This is a genomic window from Magnetococcales bacterium, from assembly GCA_015231755.1.
GTDB lineage: Bacteria > Pseudomonadota > Magnetococcia > Magnetococcales > Magnetaquicoccaceae > Magnetaquiglobus.
The window spans coordinates 158301-174338 of record JADGAZ010000003.1; the positions used below are offsets into that span (position 1 = coordinate 158301).

14 protein-coding genes are annotated in these 16038 nt (G+C 59.2%); 5 read left to right on the forward strand and 9 right to left on the reverse strand.

The genetic code is table 11. From position 1 onward, the window contains the following. Window positions 1-156: 156 nt before the first annotated feature. Complete coding sequence (locus tag HQL98_03130; GenBank protein MBF0271059.1) at window positions 157-1893, forward strand: hypothetical protein; 1737 nt, start codon at window positions 157-159, stop codon at window positions 1891-1893. Window positions 1894-2039: 146 nt separating this feature from the next. Here HQL98_03130 and htpG read toward each other — a convergent pair whose 3' ends face one another. Next, entirely contained in the window at window positions 2040-3980 is a 1941-nt protein-coding gene (htpG, locus tag HQL98_03135; protein ID MBF0271060.1) for a molecular chaperone HtpG, read from the reverse strand. Window positions 3981-4239: 259 nt separating this feature from the next. On the opposite strand from htpG, the gene HQL98_03140 reads away from it, so the two are divergent. Further along, window positions 4240-4647, forward strand: a complete 408-nt coding sequence (locus HQL98_03140) for a hypothetical protein (GenBank protein ID MBF0271061.1) — start codon at window positions 4240-4242, stop codon at window positions 4645-4647. 8 nt (window positions 4648-4655) lie between these two features. After that, window positions 4656-5729 (forward strand): Rpn family recombination-promoting nuclease/putative transposase, encoded by a 1074-nt coding sequence (locus HQL98_03145; protein MBF0271062.1) that lies wholly within the window; start codon window positions 4656-4658, stop codon window positions 5727-5729. Window positions 5730-5841: 112 nt separating this feature from the next. Here the strand turns inward: HQL98_03145 and HQL98_03150 are convergent, their stop codons facing one another. The 4 genes from HQL98_03150 to HQL98_03165 are packed head-to-tail and all read right to left on the reverse strand — an operon-like array spanning window position 5842 to window position 10601. After that, window positions 5842-7392 (reverse strand): 4Fe-4S binding protein, encoded by a 1551-nt coding sequence (locus HQL98_03150; GenBank protein MBF0271063.1) that lies wholly within the window; start codon window positions 7390-7392, stop codon window positions 5842-5844. Between the two features lie 9 nt (window positions 7393-7401). Then, on the reverse strand, window positions 7402-8412 hold the full coding sequence (locus HQL98_03155) for a DUF362 domain-containing protein (protein MBF0271064.1): 1011 nt from the start codon (window positions 8410-8412) through the stop codon (window positions 7402-7404). Further along, window positions 8378-9370 (reverse strand): hypothetical protein, encoded by a 993-nt coding sequence (locus tag HQL98_03160; protein MBF0271065.1) that lies wholly within the window; start codon window positions 9368-9370, stop codon window positions 8378-8380. Before HQL98_03160 ends, HQL98_03155 begins: the two co-directional genes overlap by 35 nt. 1 nt (window position 9371) lies before the next feature. Beyond that, window positions 9372-10601: an aldo/keto reductase gene (locus HQL98_03165; protein ID MBF0271066.1), complete on the reverse strand. Its 1230-nt coding sequence runs from the start codon at window positions 10599-10601 to the stop codon at window positions 9372-9374. 189 nt (window positions 10602-10790) lie between these two features. On the opposite strand from HQL98_03165, the gene HQL98_03170 reads away from it, so the two are divergent. Beyond that, the gene (locus HQL98_03170; GenBank protein MBF0271067.1) at window positions 10791-11726 is read left to right on the forward strand and encodes a response regulator; all 936 of its coding nucleotides are present in this window, start codon (window positions 10791-10793) and stop codon (window positions 11724-11726) included. A 61-nt stretch (window positions 11727-11787) separates the two neighbouring features. On the opposite strand, the gene metF is transcribed toward HQL98_03170, so the two are convergent. From metF to HQL98_03190, 4 genes are all read right to left on the reverse strand, one after another. Beyond that, window positions 11788-12678: a methylenetetrahydrofolate reductase [NAD(P)H] gene (gene metF / locus HQL98_03175; GenBank protein ID MBF0271068.1), complete on the reverse strand. Its 891-nt coding sequence runs from the start codon at window positions 12676-12678 to the stop codon at window positions 11788-11790. Window positions 12679-12775: 97 nt separating this feature from the next. Beyond that, window positions 12776-13288, reverse strand: a complete 513-nt coding sequence (locus HQL98_03180) for a hypothetical protein (protein ID MBF0271069.1) — start codon at window positions 13286-13288, stop codon at window positions 12776-12778. A 178-nt stretch (window positions 13289-13466) separates the two neighbouring features. Continuing rightward, the gene (locus HQL98_03185) at window positions 13467-13841 is read right to left on the reverse strand and encodes a hypothetical protein (protein ID MBF0271070.1); all 375 of its coding nucleotides are present in this window, start codon (window positions 13839-13841) and stop codon (window positions 13467-13469) included. A gap of 114 nt (window positions 13842-13955) precedes the next feature. Next, window positions 13956-14840 (reverse strand): HDOD domain-containing protein, encoded by an 885-nt coding sequence (locus tag HQL98_03190; GenBank protein MBF0271071.1) that lies wholly within the window; start codon window positions 14838-14840, stop codon window positions 13956-13958. Between the two features lie 298 nt (window positions 14841-15138). Here HQL98_03190 and HQL98_03195 point away from each other — a divergent pair, with 298 nt between their 5' ends. Continuing rightward, window positions 15139-16035, forward strand: coding sequence for a ChbG/HpnK family deacetylase (locus tag HQL98_03195; GenBank protein MBF0271072.1), 897 nt, complete (start codon window positions 15139-15141; stop codon window positions 16033-16035). Window positions 16036-16038 lie beyond the last annotated feature (3 nt).

Below are 16038 nucleotides of genomic sequence, written 5' to 3' on the forward strand. Positions count from 1 at the left end.
GGAACCACCCCTGGCACCAAACCTCAGGTCAAAGAAGCAGAATACCCACAATTCCTCTGTCTTGACCAGCCTTTTATGCGACCACAAACCTTGCTACAATGAATCGCTTCCATTTTATGATGCGTTGGTTCTTTGCCCCTTTCCAGGAGTCGTCAGATGTCCCAATCCGATACCGAATCGAATGCCTTCTCGCAACTGGACAAGATTGTCGCCACCCTGGATCGGATGCCCATGATCTGTTCATCGGGTTTTCATGCCATCGTGGATCACATGGGTGGATTTTCCGCCAGCTTCGCTTCGAGCGCCAGCCGGGCCGCCGCCATCCGGGAACGCCACACGGTCAAAGGCAAAGCCCAGGGACTCACCCCACTGCAACAGGAACTGACCCGCATCCACCGGGAGGTCGAAGCCGCTCTGAAACGCATGGAATCGTTGATGGAGCAAACCCTCGCCTTCGTCAAGACCACCGACGGGCTGATCCTGTGGGCACTCACCTTGGAACAAGACGCCTTCCTGCCCCTGATGACGGACCAGATCCTCAACCAGGGCAGCGACGCCCTGGAACGCCAGACCCAATGCGCCATCATCGACAGTCTCATGCGTCAGATCCGCCCCTTGATCCATGATCTGATCTCCTCCCTGCGGGACGCCTCCACCCTGATGCAACAGTTGGCCCGACGCATGGCCGCCGACATGGATCTATCCAGCCATCGACTCAAGGTGCTCAAAACCCGCATCCGGGATGTCATCGGTCGCATGGGTCACGCCATCAGCGCCATCGACGAGGCCTGTCAGAAGATCGAAGGTCACGCCGAATCCAATAATGGGGTGTTGTTCGACATGATGCAAACCATGCAGTACGACGACATCACCGCCCAGCGTCTCGCCCATGTGAGCGAAGCCCTGCGCCAGGGGCGGGAAAAACTGGCCACGGCCAACGACGATCCCACCCCCATGCGCTGGTTTGCCATGGTGACCCGCATCTCCATCGAACAACTCGAAGAGACCGCCGGAGATCTGGTCACCGCGGTCCAGGCCATGCACCAACACCTGACCCGCATCTCCGATCTGGCGGAAGCCCAAAAGAAAACCATCTTCGCGGCCCGTAACGTCAGCATGGAATTTCAACAGGATGTGGCCGAAGCCGCCTATCATCTGGCAGCCATGCTCAAGCTGCCGATTCTCGACGACTCCCTGCTTTCCGAAATCCTCAAGACCCTCTCCCAGACGGAAAACACCCTGTTCATGGCCCACAAATCCATGGAAACCCTGGACAAAACCGCCCATCGCCTCGCCAGCCTCACCCGGGATGTCAACACCCGCGGTTTCGGCAAACTGGAAACCCTCACCGAGGCGATCCAGGAGTTGGCACGTCGGGTCCACGAGGAGGGCCATCAGAAAGGGGATGAACTGCTCCAAGCCGCCGAGTCGGTCCAAAACATCAACGGCGAATTCTCCGAACAAGGCGCCCCAAAAATCATGAGCGCCGGGGTGATGCTGCGTCGCGTGCCTCTGACCATCCGCCGTCTGGAGATGAGCAACGCGGATCTGGCCACCATCTTTTCCGAGTCCCTGGCGGAAACCCAGGCCACCTACAATCAGATCATGCTGTTGACCTCGGACATCACCTTTCATACCGCCATCCGCCACTCCTCGTCCCACATCATCCGGGAACTGAACACCATCCTGCAGGACCGGACCGGAACCCTTCTGGCCACCCTGGAAAGCGAATGCGCCGCCATGGCCGACTCCTTCAAAGGACTGCGGGCCATCTATACCATGGAAAGCGAACGACGCATCCATGCCGCGCTCCTGGGCCAGGTCAGCGGAGGAGAGGAGAATGAAGAGAGCGGTCCGGCTCCCGAAGAAGACGACGGCTTCGAACTGTTTTAAGCAAACCCGGAAATACCAACGAACCAAGCAGGAGAGGATCCGGCCACAATCGTGTGCCGGTTTCAAAAAAAACGCCCTTGCAGTGAACCGTCAAGACAACCGTTCACCACAAGGGCGGACTCTTCTTTTTAAAATTCAAGACCTTTTCAGGCAGACTTGCCCGCCAGCAGCAGACCGTTGAGACGACGAACGAAATCCGCCGGATCTTCCAACTGTCCCCCCTCGCTCAACAGTGCCTGGGAAAACAGAATGTGGGAAAGATCGTCGAAACGTTGCGTGTTTTGCTCTTCTTTGAGGCGCTCCACCAAAGGATGGGCGGGATTGAGTTCCAGGGTACGCTTGGTGGACGGGGTTTTCTGGCCGGCCTCCCGCAGGATTCGCTCCATGGAAGCGCTCAGATCGTGTTCGCCGCTCACCAGACACGACGGCGAATCGGTAAGACGGTTGGTGACACGCACCTCTTTCACCAGCTCTCCCAGACCTTTTTGCACCCGCTCGATCAGATCCTTGAACTCCCCTTGATATTTCTCCAACTCCTTCTTGTCCGCCTCGTCTTCCAGCTCCCCGAGATCCAGTCCCCCCTTGGCCACGGAATGCAGCGGCTTGCCGTCGAACTCGTGCAGATGGTTCACCAGCCACTCGTCCACCCGATCGGTCAACAGCAGCACCTCGATGCCCTTCTTGCGGAAGATCTCCAGATGGGGATGGTGCCGGGCCGCCTCCAGGGATTCGCCATTGACGTAGTAGATCGCCTTTTGTTGCTCTTTCATGCGGGAGACATAAGCCTCCAGGGAGACATCCTGTACCTTGGAATCCGCATGGGTGCTGGAAAACCGCAACAGCTTGGCCACCCGCTCCCGATGGGCGAAATCCTCGATCACCCCTTCCTTGAGCACCACGCCAAAGGTATCCCAGAACTGCTGATACTTCTCGGCGTCGTTTTTGGCCATATCCTCCAGCAAGGAGAAGACCTTGCCCACCATCCCCTTCTTGATGGCATCCACCGCCGGATTTTTCTGCAAAATCTCCCGGGAGACGTTGAGGGGCAGGTCCGTGGAGTCCACCACGCCGCGCACGAAGCGCATGTAACGGGGCATTAGATCCTCCGCCCCTTCCATGATGAAGACCCGACGCACATACAGCTTGACCCCATGCTTGCGATCCCGATCCCACAGATCGAAAGGGGCGCGCTTGGGCACATACAGCAGCACGGTATATTCGTATTTGCCCTCCAGACGGGCATGGATGTGAGCCAGGGGATCTTCAAAATCATGGCCCACGTGCTTGTAGAACTCGGTATATTCTTCTTCGGTGATCTCGGACTTGGCACGGGTCCACAGGGCGGAGGCCTTGTTGACGGTCTCCCATTGCGGTTGTTTGTCTTCCGGAGTGGTGTCGGTCTTGTCTTCGTCCCCCTCTTCATCTCCGGAATAACCGGCGGATTGAAGCATCAGGATGGGCCAGGAGACATGATCGGAAAACTTGCGAATCGTGGAGCGTACCCGCCAGTCGTCGAGGAAATCCTTCTCCTCGGGCTTGAGGTGCAAAATCACATCCGTGCCCCGGGACTCCTTGGTGACGGTCTCCAGGGTGTATTCCCCGTTGCCCGCCGACTCCCAGCGCACCGCCTCACCGCTGGACGCTCCCGCCTTGCGGGTGACCAGGGTGACCCGATCGGCCACGATGAAGGCCGAATAAAAACCCACTCCGAACTGTCCGATCAGATTGGCATCCTTGGCCTGATCCGCGGCCAGGGACTGGAGAAACTCCTTGGTGCCGGAACGGGCGATGGTGCCGATGTTGGTGGTCACCTCGTCTGCGGTCATGCCGATACCGTTATCGGAAATCGTGAGGGTATTGGCCTCCTTGTCAAAGATGACACGGATGGCAATCTGGGAATCCCCCTCATAGAGACCATCGTTGGAAATGGCCTCAAAGCGCAACTTGTCCGCCGCGTCCGAAGCGTTGGAGATCAATTCCCGCAAAAAAATCTCCTTGTTGCTGTACAAGGAGTGGATCATCAGATCCAACAACTGCCGAACCTCGGTCTGAAACGCACGGGTCTGTTTGCCTTCCGACGTGCTCATAATGCCCAACTCCTCTTTTTCCTGGTTTTTGAACTTTTTATCCGCCGGATCCGGCGGGAACGCGCCCACAGCCGCGCCAAATTGTGCTTTGATATGGGATTGCCTGTCCCAGGATGCAAGGGGCAGGTCAATTTTTTCTCCCCGGAACACGGAAACGGTTTTTTTTTGGCGAGAAATGGCTTATCAATACTCTTTGGCTGTTAAAGAAACTTTTCCCCCGGACCAACCCCCATCCGCACGGCGCGAAAGCGGTCAGGCCATGCCACTCGTCAAATCGATTCCCCTGTTCACCTTCATGCTGGCGATTCTCAACGGCATGATTTTCGCGCACCCTCTCCACCCGGAGTTCAGCCCGGATACCAGACTGCTCACCCTGGCCTTGACCTCCGGCGCCCAGTTGACCTTCACCCTCTCCGACGTACTGATCCTGGTCGGCGTGGCCGCCCTCTACATCGAAATCTTCAAGGCGACCCGCTCCGGCACCGAATCGATCGTCGATCACCTGTTTTCCATGGTGGTGTTTGTGGTCTTCTTGGTGGAATTTCTGATCTTCAAGCCGGCGGGCACCATCTTGTTTCTGACCATGACCGTCATGTCCCTCCTGGATGTGGTGGCGGGATTCACCGTGACCATCTCCACCTCACGCCGGGATATCGGGCGCTCCTGAACCCCGCCATGACCGATCTGGTCCAACCACACGACAAGCTGTTCAAGGCGTTGATGTCCAACCCGGAAACCGCCGGGGCCTTATTGCGTGAACATCTGCCCCAAGAAATCGTCGCCTTGCTGGCTTGCGATCACCCGGAACTGGTCAAAGGTTCCTTCATCAGTCCGGAGTTGCGCCCTTATTTTTCCGACATGATCTTCAAAGCCAAAACGTTGAGCCTCAAGGATCTGTATTTCTATCTGCTGGTGGAGCATAAAAGCTTTCACGACCGCAAAGTGGCTTGGCAGCTCGACCGTGGACGCCACCGCTTCATGGAACAAAAAGAAAAAGAAAATCCGGATTGGCTCACCCTGCCCGCCATCATCCCCTTCGTGTTGTATCACGGGGCACAGGAGTGGACCATTCCCACCGATTTTCTCTCCCTGGTGGACTGCGATGAGGCCCTGCGGCCATGGCTGACCAATTTCACCTATGCGCTGGTCAACATTGGCACGATTCCCGATGACCAACTCTCCACCCATGCCCGGCTCAAAGCCGGTTTGTTGGCCTTGAAATATGGAACCCGGGATGCCCAATCCCAAATGGAGGCCCTCGACAGCATCACCCGCGCCCTGATCGAGGCTCCAGAGCTGTTGATCCCGGTGATGATTTATCTGTTGACCACCTTTGACTCCCTGGACCAAAATAGTGTGCAGGATATCGTCGTCCAGGTTTCACCACAGGAGGCTCCCATGATGCAATCCATCTATGCGCGCGAACTCATTGCTCAATACAAAGACACATGGATTCAGGAAGGACTGCTGGCAGGCATTCTGGAAGGCAAACAGGAAGGACTGCTGGAAGGCAAACAAGAAGGACTGCTGGAAGGCAAACAGGAAGGACTGCTGGAAGGCAAACAAGAAGGCAAACAGGAAGGATTGCTGGAAGGCAAAGCCGAAATGCTGCTCCAACTGCTTCAAGAACGTTTTGGCGTCATCCCCAAGTCCATTCAAGAACAGGTGACCAGCGCCGGACTGGACGACATGAAAGCCTGGACCAGCCGACTGTTCAAGGCCGAATCCTTGTCCGCTATTTTCCAATGACCAGCGGCCTTGGGGTTTCATACGGCAAACCGCTGGCTGACCGACCGTGGACGGTTGCACCCCAATCATCCACCCCCCATGGGACATCGGAAACACGGTTTCTCCAGCCAGCTCACCCCAATCCTGTGTCAATCGTCCCCTCAATCCACCCGGATTGCTGATTCAACAGCATCCGGTTGTCCCCGGAGCGGCTCTCCCCCACCGAAGAGACCCGAATGGCGGCCAGATCCGTCACCGGGCACTTGTTTTCACAGATTCCGCAGCCGATACACAGTTCCGGCTGCACAAAAGGACGCTTGAGGGTCACCTTGCGCCCGTCCCGACTGGTGATGGCGACAGTTTCGTACCAGATGGCCTTGGGAGAGGTGGGACAGGTCTCTTCGCAGACGATGCAAGGCACATCCATGGCCCAGGGCAAGCAGCGTCCCCGATCGAAAAAGGCAGTCCCCAGACGCACGGGTTTGGTGAAGGGAGGGGCTCCCACCTTTTCGGCCACGGAGAGGGGACGGATGGCGGCGGTGGGGCAGACCTGACCACACAAGACGCAATGGTGTTCGCAATAGCCGACGGCATTCATCAGCAGCGGGGTCCACAACCCCTCGAAGCCGGCTTCGAGCAACGCGGGTTGCAACACGTTGGTGGGGCAGACCCGCATGCACAGACCGCACTTGATGCAACGGGCGAGGAATTGGGCTTCCGGCAGAGATCCCGGAGGACGGATCACCTCGGGCGTGGGGGTGGAACGGGGGGACAGGGTGCTGCGGGTCATGGGAACCGCCACCACCGCGGCCAGGGCGACCTCCACCACCCGACGCCGGTTGAGATCCAACGGCCGCCCGATGGAACTGCGGGAGCCGGCCAGACCATAATGCAACGCCTGGGTACCACACGCCTCGATGCAGTTCATGCACAGGTGACACTCGGTGTGACGCAGCGCCCCATCCGGGTCCGCTGCGCCCTGACAGGCCCGCAGGCACTGTTTGCACTGGTTGCACCGGTCCACATCCCGGCGGATGCGCCACAGCGACCACTGGGCGCACCATCCCAGCAAGGCTCCCAGGGGACACAACGCCCGACACCAGAAACGGGTGATCAAACGGTTGGCCAACAAAATCGCCAGCAGCACCCCACCGATCAACACTCCCCCATGAAAAACCGCCGGCAGGGCGAACCATCCCCCGCCACCGGCCCGATCCACGGCGGGCAACAGCGACAAGGTGAAGGAGCGGTAGATCAAGGCGATGGGATCAAGCAGGCCGGTCTGCAAGGAACCCAACCCCGCGAAAACCAGCAACACCACCAGCAGGTAATACTTGACACGGTACACAGGGCGATACCGGTTCTCCTCCCACGACTCCACCGCTCGGCGCCGATGGAAGATGTGACTCAACACCTGATTGACGATCCCCAAAGGACAGATCCAGGAACAAAAAAAACGCCCCAGAAACAAAGTCGGAATCAGGATCAGCAAAGCCAGGGCCAACCCCTTGTAAAGGGTGTGACTGGTCAGGAATCCCCCCAAAGCGGTGAGTGGATCCAGTTGCAAAAACAGGCCGACCTCAAACCCCTTGAGGCGCTCGAACTCCCCGGCCCACAAAAGAAATCCAAACAGGCCCAGAAAGAAGGCCGCGTAAATCCGTCTGACACCCCGCAAACCGCCCATGCCGTCCCCCTATCCCACCTGGGAGCGAACCACGTTCAGATCGCGCCAAGCGACCTTGCCCAATCCACGAGCCTCGGCCAGAGCCAGAAATGGCACCGCCTCGGGAGCAAGATCCAGAAAGCTCAAACAGAAGCTGTCCAAAGCCACCTCATCCAACGAGGCGATGATGGTCTCCTCCCGGGCCACATCCGCCGGATTGCCACCCGTGGGACCATTGCGTTTCAGCACCCGCGTGGCATCCATCACCGTCAAAGTGGGACGCACCGCCGCCGCCAGATCCACAATGGAGTCGTGAATGGACTGATGCAGCCGATTGCGTTGTCCGCCGATCACCCCATACCAGTTTTTCATGGCCAGGGTACATCCCGACAGGGAGTGATGCTTGACAATGGGCAGGTTGATCACCTTGTCCACCTCGTGGAAGAAACGGGCCACGGGCCACACCTTGAGTACCTTGCCACCCATCTCCGTGGCCACGAAGTCGTCCCGACCCGGCAGACGCACCTGCCCACCCCCGGCCACCGTGGCGGCCTCGATCCCCGAACGGGCAAAACAGCGTCTGGGATCGTTCAACGACACGTCCGTCACCCACACCGAGGCGGCTCCGGCCTCGCGACAGATCCGCACCATGGCCTCCACCAACTCCGGACCGGTATTGGCGGCCTGTTCCGGCTGCCGGTCCCAACCCACATTGGGTTTCAGCAACACCCGATCCCCCCGTTGGATGAAACGGGCCACGCCTCCCAGCTTGCCCACCGACTCTTGCACCATGGCCTCGACCCGGGTGCCGCGCACCACGGCCATCACCGGTCGCAATGGATCCGGGGCCACGCGGAAATCCTTGAAACGCGCCACCTGCACCGCTCCCTGACGAATCGGCTGGTCGCTGTAGACGACATATCCCCCCACCGCCAGACCGGCAGCGACACCGGTCAAACCCGCCGCCCGGCCCAGAAACGCCCGGCGGCTCAAAAGCGGTTCGGTCTCAAGAACGGGGTTCGTCGTGCTGCGTCTGGCCACGGTTCACAAACTCCTTCAACGGGGTCCATGCGGCATCCAGGGGAATCCCGAACGCGCCGATCACCTGCTCCTGGGTGCGCAGGAAAAACCACTCCCCTTCATACGGGTCTTGCACCTGAAAAAGCACCAACCCCTCTTTTTCCAGCCGTTCCACGGGGATTTCCTCCCCCTTGAGGAAAGCCAGCAGTTTGGACTCCAGTTCCAGGTTCCGGGCCTCGGAACCCATCACCTGGAAAGCCTGAATGGTCTGATCGCCCCTTTGAAACGACCGTTCGACCACCTGATCGAAAAAATCCAATCCCCGATAATTCTCCTTGATGAAACGGGTGGCCAACGGTTTGCCGAACTCCGGAAAACGAAACCCTTGCGCCTTGGCCACTCCGGCCTGCCCCATGGCCTTGACCAGGGCCTGTCCCATGGCCTTCAGAGGCGCCCCCTCGTCGAAAGCGGTCATCTTGACGTAATAAGGACCGGAGATGAAACGCAATCCCCGGGACTCGGCAAATCCCATCTCTCCCACTCCCGCCTCCGGTCCCCCGTCTCCGCCTTCCCCGGTCAACACGCCGAAGGCGAACAGCGGCTTGCCCATGTCGTACAGATCCACCACCACCTTGGGGCGGGAGGCCTCCTGCGGCAGACCGTACTCCCCCACCACCAACTCCTTGAACCCGGCGGAGATGAAAAACTCCGCATGTCCATTGACATATTCATGCAGGCTTTCCCGATCGAAACGCCGGGTCTCCCCGAGGCGCGCCAATCCTTCGGCCCGCTCGGGAAACAGGGCGACCAGGGGAGACAACCGGGCCGCAGCGTTCTTGAAATCCAGCAGACCCGGATCATACCGCTGCCCCTCCCAATAGACTCCCCAGGCGATCAGCGGCAACAGGGCCAACAGTCCCACCCGCGCCCGACCCACGCCGACGGACTCCTGACGCGTCGCTCCCCGGATCCCGGCCATGTCAGGCGACCACCGGCTCCAAAGAGAGGGTACGATGGGCGGCCCGCAGTTTGGAACCCACCGATACACCATACCCACAGGCCCGATCGCAAGCCGCATCGGTGCAATCTGCGCACACTCCGGCATTGGGTTGCATGCTGGCATAGGCCTGCATGGCCCGTTTTTCGTCCCCGTAATCCTCAAAATACATCTGATGACGCAGAATCGTGGCCACATCCACCCCCTTGTCACAGGCCTCCAGACAGTCGCCGCACCCGGTGCGGCAGTAGTCCGCGCCATGCAGGGCCGCATAGTGATCCAAAACCCGCTGATCCGCGGCGGTCAGCGGTTGACCCGAGGCAGGCAGGAACAGATCCAGATCCTGGGCCGACTGGATGGTGATCACCAATCCGCTGATTTCCGCATGGGACAAGGCCCACTTGAAGGCCGCCTGCTCGAACTGGCCGGCATCGAACTTCATGCCACTCTCTTTCGCCCCGGCCAACACCTTCATGGCCACCACCCCCACCCCTTTGGCCTTGGCCTCCTGGAGTACCTCTGGCACCTTGGGAAATTTCATGAAATTGAACGCCGGCATGATGTAATCGAAATGCCCCGATTGCACCGCTGCGGTCATGAGCCGTTCCATATGGTTGGGACCGTGGGAGGAGGCCGCCAGAAAACGAATCTTGCCGGCTTTTTTCAAGGTTTCGGTGGCGGCGAGCATTTCCGGATCCAACAGCCGGGCCTTTTCCGCCTCGAAATCGGTGCTTTCGCCGATGGCGTGGACAAACACCGTATCCACATAGTCGGTACCCAGTCGCTTGAGGCTGTTTTCCACCGCCCCGATGTAGTCCGCCTGTTTGGAACCCACCTGGAGATGACTCTTGCCCGCCTGATAGGTGATGGGCTGACAATATTTGGAGGCGATATGAATCTTGTCCCGCCCCTTGGCCTTGCGGAGAGCCTCGCCGATCAGGTCTTCGCTCTGACCGTAATCCGGGGCGGTATCAAAATAATTCATGCCCCGGTCCATGGCCCGCAACACCAGGGAACTGGAGGCCAGCCGTCCGGCCCCGAAGGAAATATCGCTGATGTTCATGCCGGTTTTGCCCAAGGCGCGATAGGAACGTACCCGGGCCTTCTCCTTGCCGGCTGACCCATCGCTCTCTGCGGCGACCGCACGGGCGGCGACCGGCACTCCACTGGCCGCCAACAGGGCGGCGGATTGAATGAATGTCCTGCGTTTCATGGCATTGAACCTCCCGAACCAGCCGTCACGTGAAAACCTTCCCTGGCCCTGAGTGTCCAACATCCCCACCCGATTTGTCCACTCCTGATTCATCCGGCATGGCAGGAGCCGCGCAACCGTGATATAAATATTACCCAATTCAATATTGATATTCCAACTTTGGCGACATCACCCCAAAACCAGGGCACCATGGACCACCAACCAACCATTCTCGTGGTGGATGACGATCTGATCAATCGACAGATCCTCGTCTCCAATCTTGCGGATGCCGGTTATCGGACCCACACCGCCTGCGACGGGGTCGATGCCTGGAACACCCTGGAAAATAATCCGGAAGGCTATGCCGCCGTCCTGCTGGACCGGATCATGCCCAACATGGATGGCATGGAGGTTTTGTCACGCATCAAGGCCCATCCCATTTTGCAGGGTGTCCCGGTGATCATGCAGACCTCCATGTCTTCGGAAACCGACACCCTGGACGGCATTCAGGCTGGAGCCTTCTATTATCTGACCAAACCCTTCGATCGTCGCACCCTGCTGGCCATCATCCGGGCGGCGGTGGCGGATTTCCTCCGGCATCGGGCCATGCGGAACGCGGTGCTGCAAACCCAGGACGCTCTGGAAATGATCTGGGAAGGGGAGTTCAGAATGCGCACCCTGGAAGAGGCCAAAACTCTGGCGGCCTCCCTGGCCCACATCTGTCCGGATCCGGATCAGGTGGTGATGGGACTTTCCGAATTGTTGATCAACGCCGTGGAACACGGCAATCTGGGGATCACCTACGAAGAAAAATCCCGGGCCATGACCACCCTCGATGGTTGGGATCATCTGGTGGAAGAGCGGCTCGCGCTGCCGGGAAACGCCCGCAAAGAGGTACACGTCTTCATCGAGCGTATGCCGGAAGCGATCCGTTTTCGCATCGTGGATCAAGGAGAGGGGTTCGACTGGCGGGCCTACGAGACCCTCAAACCGGAACGGGCCTTCGATACCCACGGTCGCGGAATCGCCATGGCGCGGATGTTCAGTTTCAGCACCGTGGAATTCCAGGGGCGTGGCAACGAGGTGGTGGCGACCATTCCGCTTGCCGAACCTCAAGCCAAGGAGACGAATCCAGTGCAATCATGACCCGAATCACCGGATTCCCCTGGAATCCGGTGATTCGATCCCACTGTTCACCCCGACATCCTCAACCCGGATAAAACTCCGGAGCCAGCTCCCGCAAAATTTTCGGTACCGCCTTGGATTGATTGAGGGTGAAGAAATGCAATCCCGGCGCCCCCCGATGCAGCAGATCCCGACACTGTTCGATGGCCAACTCCACTCCGGTTTGCAGCATCCGCTCCGGATCATCCCGGATCCCCTCGAAACGGGAGGTGAGCCATTCGGGCAGCACCGAACCGCACAATTCGGATAACCGCTTGATCTGCTTGAAGTCCGTCACCGGCATGATGCCCGGCAGAATCGGCACATGCACGCCTCGTTCCCGGCACGAGCCGACAAAACGAAAATAGACATCGTTTTCAAAGAAAAACTGGGTGACGGCGAAATCGGCTCCGGCTTCCACCTTGCGGCGGAAGTGGAGCTGATCCCGCTCCAGGTCCGGCGTTTCGGGATGGGCTTCCGGATAGGCGGCCACACCCAGGCGGAACTGGGGAAAATACTCCCGGATGAAGGCCACGAACGGCTCGGCATGCTGGAAAGCACCCCGCTCCAACACCCCCGGCTCCTCCCCTTTGGGGGGATCCCCCCGCAGGGCCAGAATCGAGGGAATACCGCACTCCTGATAAAAACGCAGCATGTCGGTCAAGGTGGCGCGGCTGGCCCCCACACAGGTGAGATGCGCCACGGTGTGCAACCCGGTACGCTCATGCACCTGTCTGACCAACTCGCCGCTGCCGGACTGACGACTTCCCCCCGCTCCGCAGGTGATGGAGACGAAATCGGGTCGATAGGGAATCAAGGTTTCCAGGGTGTTCCAGAACAGTTTTTCCCCCTCGGCCTGCCGGGGCGGAAAAAATTCAAAGGAGAGTCCTGGACGACGGGCACCCCCCCCGTGATCTCCCGTTGGCGTCATCATCACAACATCACTCCCTTTGTTCTTCCCCACAACCGTGACCGGATTGCACTCCGGTCACACTCCTGGCCGCATCCACCCTGGCCGTCCCCAGCAGGCATCAGTGACGATGCTCGCTTTCCGGGGCGGGCCGAGGGTCATTCACGCCGGCGGGAGTGGTGGGCATATCACATTTCTTGCCGGGTTTATTGTGCTGCGCTTTGTTGCATTTCGGCTTGGATTTGCAAGACTTTTTGCAGGATTTACCCGGATGCTTGCAGCATTTCTTGCACTGGCCGGACTTGTGGTTGCACTGGCCCGCCTTGGCACACTTGCCCTGTTTCATCTCCGCAGGAGAGCAGGTTTTCTTGCAGCACCCTTTGCAATCGGCACATCCTTGACCACTTGAGGTCATATTACCCGCTCCCATGCCTGATTTACCCATTGCCGGGGCCTGTTCCGGCGCCATGACGGCCTGGGCGGAAGGCGCCGGATGGATGGGGGCAACCGCTTCAGGCGCCATGTTCACAGGCTCGGAATTGGTCTCGTTGGTTGCACATCCGGAGAGACCCAACACGAAAACAAGGCCGATCATGAACATCATGCGCGGCATCCACCCCTTGTTGCTGTTCATACTTCAAAACTCCCGCTGTGTGATTGTCCCGCCATCCGCCCGCAACTGAAAAATCGAAGCAGCCGACCCATTCCAGCCGATCAAACGGAGGCGCACAAAATAACGATCCTGAAAAATCAAAGTGGAGGATCGGGTGAAGCCCCTTGCGGAGCCTGTCCTGATCATCGATTCCGAAAGATCATTTCGCCTTCGGGGCCGCTTTCGACTCGTCCACCGCGCCACCCATTTTGCGCAAAAGGGCGGCATTGCGGGAGGCCAATTGATCCATCTGCTCGGTGACCTTGCGCAACAACGCGGAATTGCGCTCGGACAACTGGGCATCCCGTTCCGTGGTCATCCGCAGCAAGGCCGCCTGCCGGTCGGACAACTGACGGACCTGATCGGTGGTCTTGCGCAACAAGGCGGCGTTGCGCTCGGACAACTGATCCATCTTCTCGGACAACTGTTTTTCAATGCCGGAGATCCGCTTTTCCAGATGATCCAGGCGTGCGTCGTTTCCCCCCCTGGACCGCTTGACCAGGGATTTCGCTTTCGATTTTTTCTTCTGTGCCATGTCATTCTCCCAAAAAGGTATGGTCATGCTTTTGGTCACGCACCCGCCTGTCTGTATCGCGGCTTACCGACCGGATTAAAACACACTTTTCACAACAAATCCAACATTGCCGCGTCAAACCGGCTCCACGCCGGTGCGGACCTGTTCCAGCCGATGGGGTTCCAGGCCAAAAAACGCGGCAATTCCCTCTTCCACCGCTCTCCAGGCATGCCAGGACTCCCCACCGCACACCGACGCGGAAAGATGCAAAATGGCCCGCAACACCAATTGCTGACGATCCCGCACTTTTTCTCCGGGACGGTTGAAGTCATCGGTCCGATGATGCCCGCGCACGATGCGACACAAGGACTCGGGCAACTGCCAGCCCTGAAGCATCAGGTAACCGGTCAGACAATGGTTGGTGCCAAAACGTTCATTTTCCGCTGCCACCAGATCCACACCCCCCCGGTCGTGGACCTCGCGACAAAATCCCGCATAATCCGGAAATCCCCTCAACATGGCGATCAGGCCACAATCGTGCAACAAACCGGCGGCGTAGGCGTCATCCGGAGCCACGGCGGGCAGATATCCATTCAGGCAGTTGGGGGCGATACCGGGCAACTCCCGGGCCAAACGGGCCGCGGTACGCCCCGCCTCCACCGCCCGCAGCCGCAAGGTCTGCAAGGGACCATCCCGGGCCACCAGGGCCGCGCTCAGAAACTGCTCGGAGACGATGGTGCGCACCCGCTCGAAACCCAACAACGCCACGGCTCCTTCGATGGAGATCACCTTGCGCTTCCAGCCTCCCAGTTGGGTGTTGGCCGCGTGCAACACCGCCGCCGACAGCGCCAGATCGGTGAGAATCAACTCGGTCACCACCACCGGATCCGGGGCGAATCCGGATTGGGCCCGCATCACTTCCAGTAACACATCGGGCCGGGATGGCATGGTCAAATCCGTCAGCAGACTTTCGGCCCGCCGGAGCTGTTTTTTTTCCGTTTTGCTCTCCCTGACCTCCATATAGCTCCTCTCACCCACTCCTGCGCCAAGCGTTCACCGTTGGTTCTTTCATCATTGAGAATAGACGCAATTCCACCAAAAGACCATGCCCCATCACAGGTCATGGCCTCTCGCCACAACCAGAACCGGAATCCTCCAACTACCCGCGGGCAAAAGGGTTGTCCCCCTTCATCCGCCTTTGACATTTGAGTTGTCCGAGGTCATGTTCCCCCTCACCGACCGAAGGGTCCATGATCCCCTCGACGCCCTCGCCCATGCCGTTGCCGCAATCCGTGTGGAAAAGGAGGCCACACCCGCCATGGAGACCACCCCATTCCATCCCCCGGACCCGCGCCGCCGGGTCAAGGCGCTGATCGTCAACGCCGATGACTTCGGACTCAGCGACGGAATCAATCGGGGCATCCTGGAAAGCCACCGCAATGGCATCGTCACCAGCGCCACCGTGCTGGCCAACGGTCCGGCCTTCGACCACGCCATGGAAGCCAGCCGTGAGTGTCCCGCTCTGGGGATCGGCGTGCATCTCAATGTGCTGCGGGGTGCGCCGCTGCTGGATCCGGCCACCCTGCCCCACATCACCCGTCACGGACGCTTCCACCTCTCCTGGAAAAACCTGTCTTCCACCTTTCATCCCCGGGTGCTGGACGAAATCGAACGGGAATACCGGGCCCAGATCGAACGGGTCTTGTCCCAGGGCATCCCGATCACCCATCTGGACGGGGAAAAACATCATCACCAGTTCCCGCCTGTGTTCCGGCTGGTGATCCGGCTTTTGGAACGCTACCGGATTCCGGCGGTACGCTGCGCCCCGGAACCCCTCACCCTCCAATACGGCTTGACGAAAACACTCAAAGTCTCTATGCTCAATCTGATGATTTGGAACAATCTTCGTCAGTTGCAAGACCGGACCGTGGGGCGCGCCGATCACCAGACCGGCATCGCCATGACCGGCCACATGACCCCGATCAGCCTGGCAAACACCCTGCGTGCCCTGCCCTTCGGGGTCAACGAACTGTGCTGCCATCCAGGATGGGTGGACGCCGCCCATCGGCGCCAGACCGCCGATTTCGGCCCCTTCTACATCGATTCCACTCGGGAGTCCGAATGCAAGGCGTTGACCGCTCCCAACCTCCGGCAACTGTTGCACGTCACGGAAACCCGATTGATCACCTATGCGGATTTGCCCCCCAAGGAGTGACAC

Bases quoted from the DNA above. Each gene is read 5' to 3' on its own strand.
- HQL98_03130 (MBF0271059.1), top strand. From the start codon at position 157: ATGTCCCAATCCGATACCGAATCGAATGCCTTCTCGCAACTGGACAAG.
- htpG (MBF0271060.1), bottom strand. From the start codon at position 3,980: ATGAGCACGTCGGAAGGCAAACAGACCCGTGCGTTTCAGACCGAGGTT.
- HQL98_03140 (MBF0271061.1), top strand. From the start codon at position 4,240: ATGCCACTCGTCAAATCGATTCCCCTGTTCACCTTCATGCTGGCGATT.
- HQL98_03145 (MBF0271062.1), top strand. From the start codon at position 4,656: ATGACCGATCTGGTCCAACCACACGACAAGCTGTTCAAGGCGTTGATG.
- HQL98_03150 (MBF0271063.1), bottom strand. From the start codon at position 7,392: ATGGGCGGTTTGCGGGGTGTCAGACGGATTTACGCGGCCTTCTTTCTG.
- HQL98_03160 (MBF0271065.1), bottom strand. From the start codon at position 9,370: ATGGCCGGGATCCGGGGAGCGACGCGTCAGGAGTCCGTCGGCGTGGGT.
- HQL98_03165 (MBF0271066.1), bottom strand. From the start codon at position 10,601: ATGAAACGCAGGACATTCATTCAATCCGCCGCCCTGTTGGCGGCCAGT.
- HQL98_03170 (MBF0271067.1), top strand. From the start codon at position 10,791: ATGGACCACCAACCAACCATTCTCGTGGTGGATGACGATCTGATCAAT.
- metF (MBF0271068.1), bottom strand. From the start codon at position 12,678: ATGATGACGCCAACGGGAGATCACGGGGGGGGTGCCCGTCGTCCAGGA.
- HQL98_03180 (MBF0271069.1), bottom strand. From the start codon at position 13,288: ATGAACAGCAACAAGGGGTGGATGCCGCGCATGATGTTCATGATCGGC.
- HQL98_03185 (MBF0271070.1), bottom strand. From the start codon at position 13,841: ATGGCACAGAAGAAAAAATCGAAAGCGAAATCCCTGGTCAAGCGGTCC.
- HQL98_03190 (MBF0271071.1), bottom strand. From the start codon at position 14,840: ATGGAGGTCAGGGAGAGCAAAACGGAAAAAAAACAGCTCCGGCGGGCC.
- HQL98_03195 (MBF0271072.1), top strand. From the start codon at position 15,139: ATGGAGACCACCCCATTCCATCCCCCGGACCCGCGCCGCCGGGTCAAG.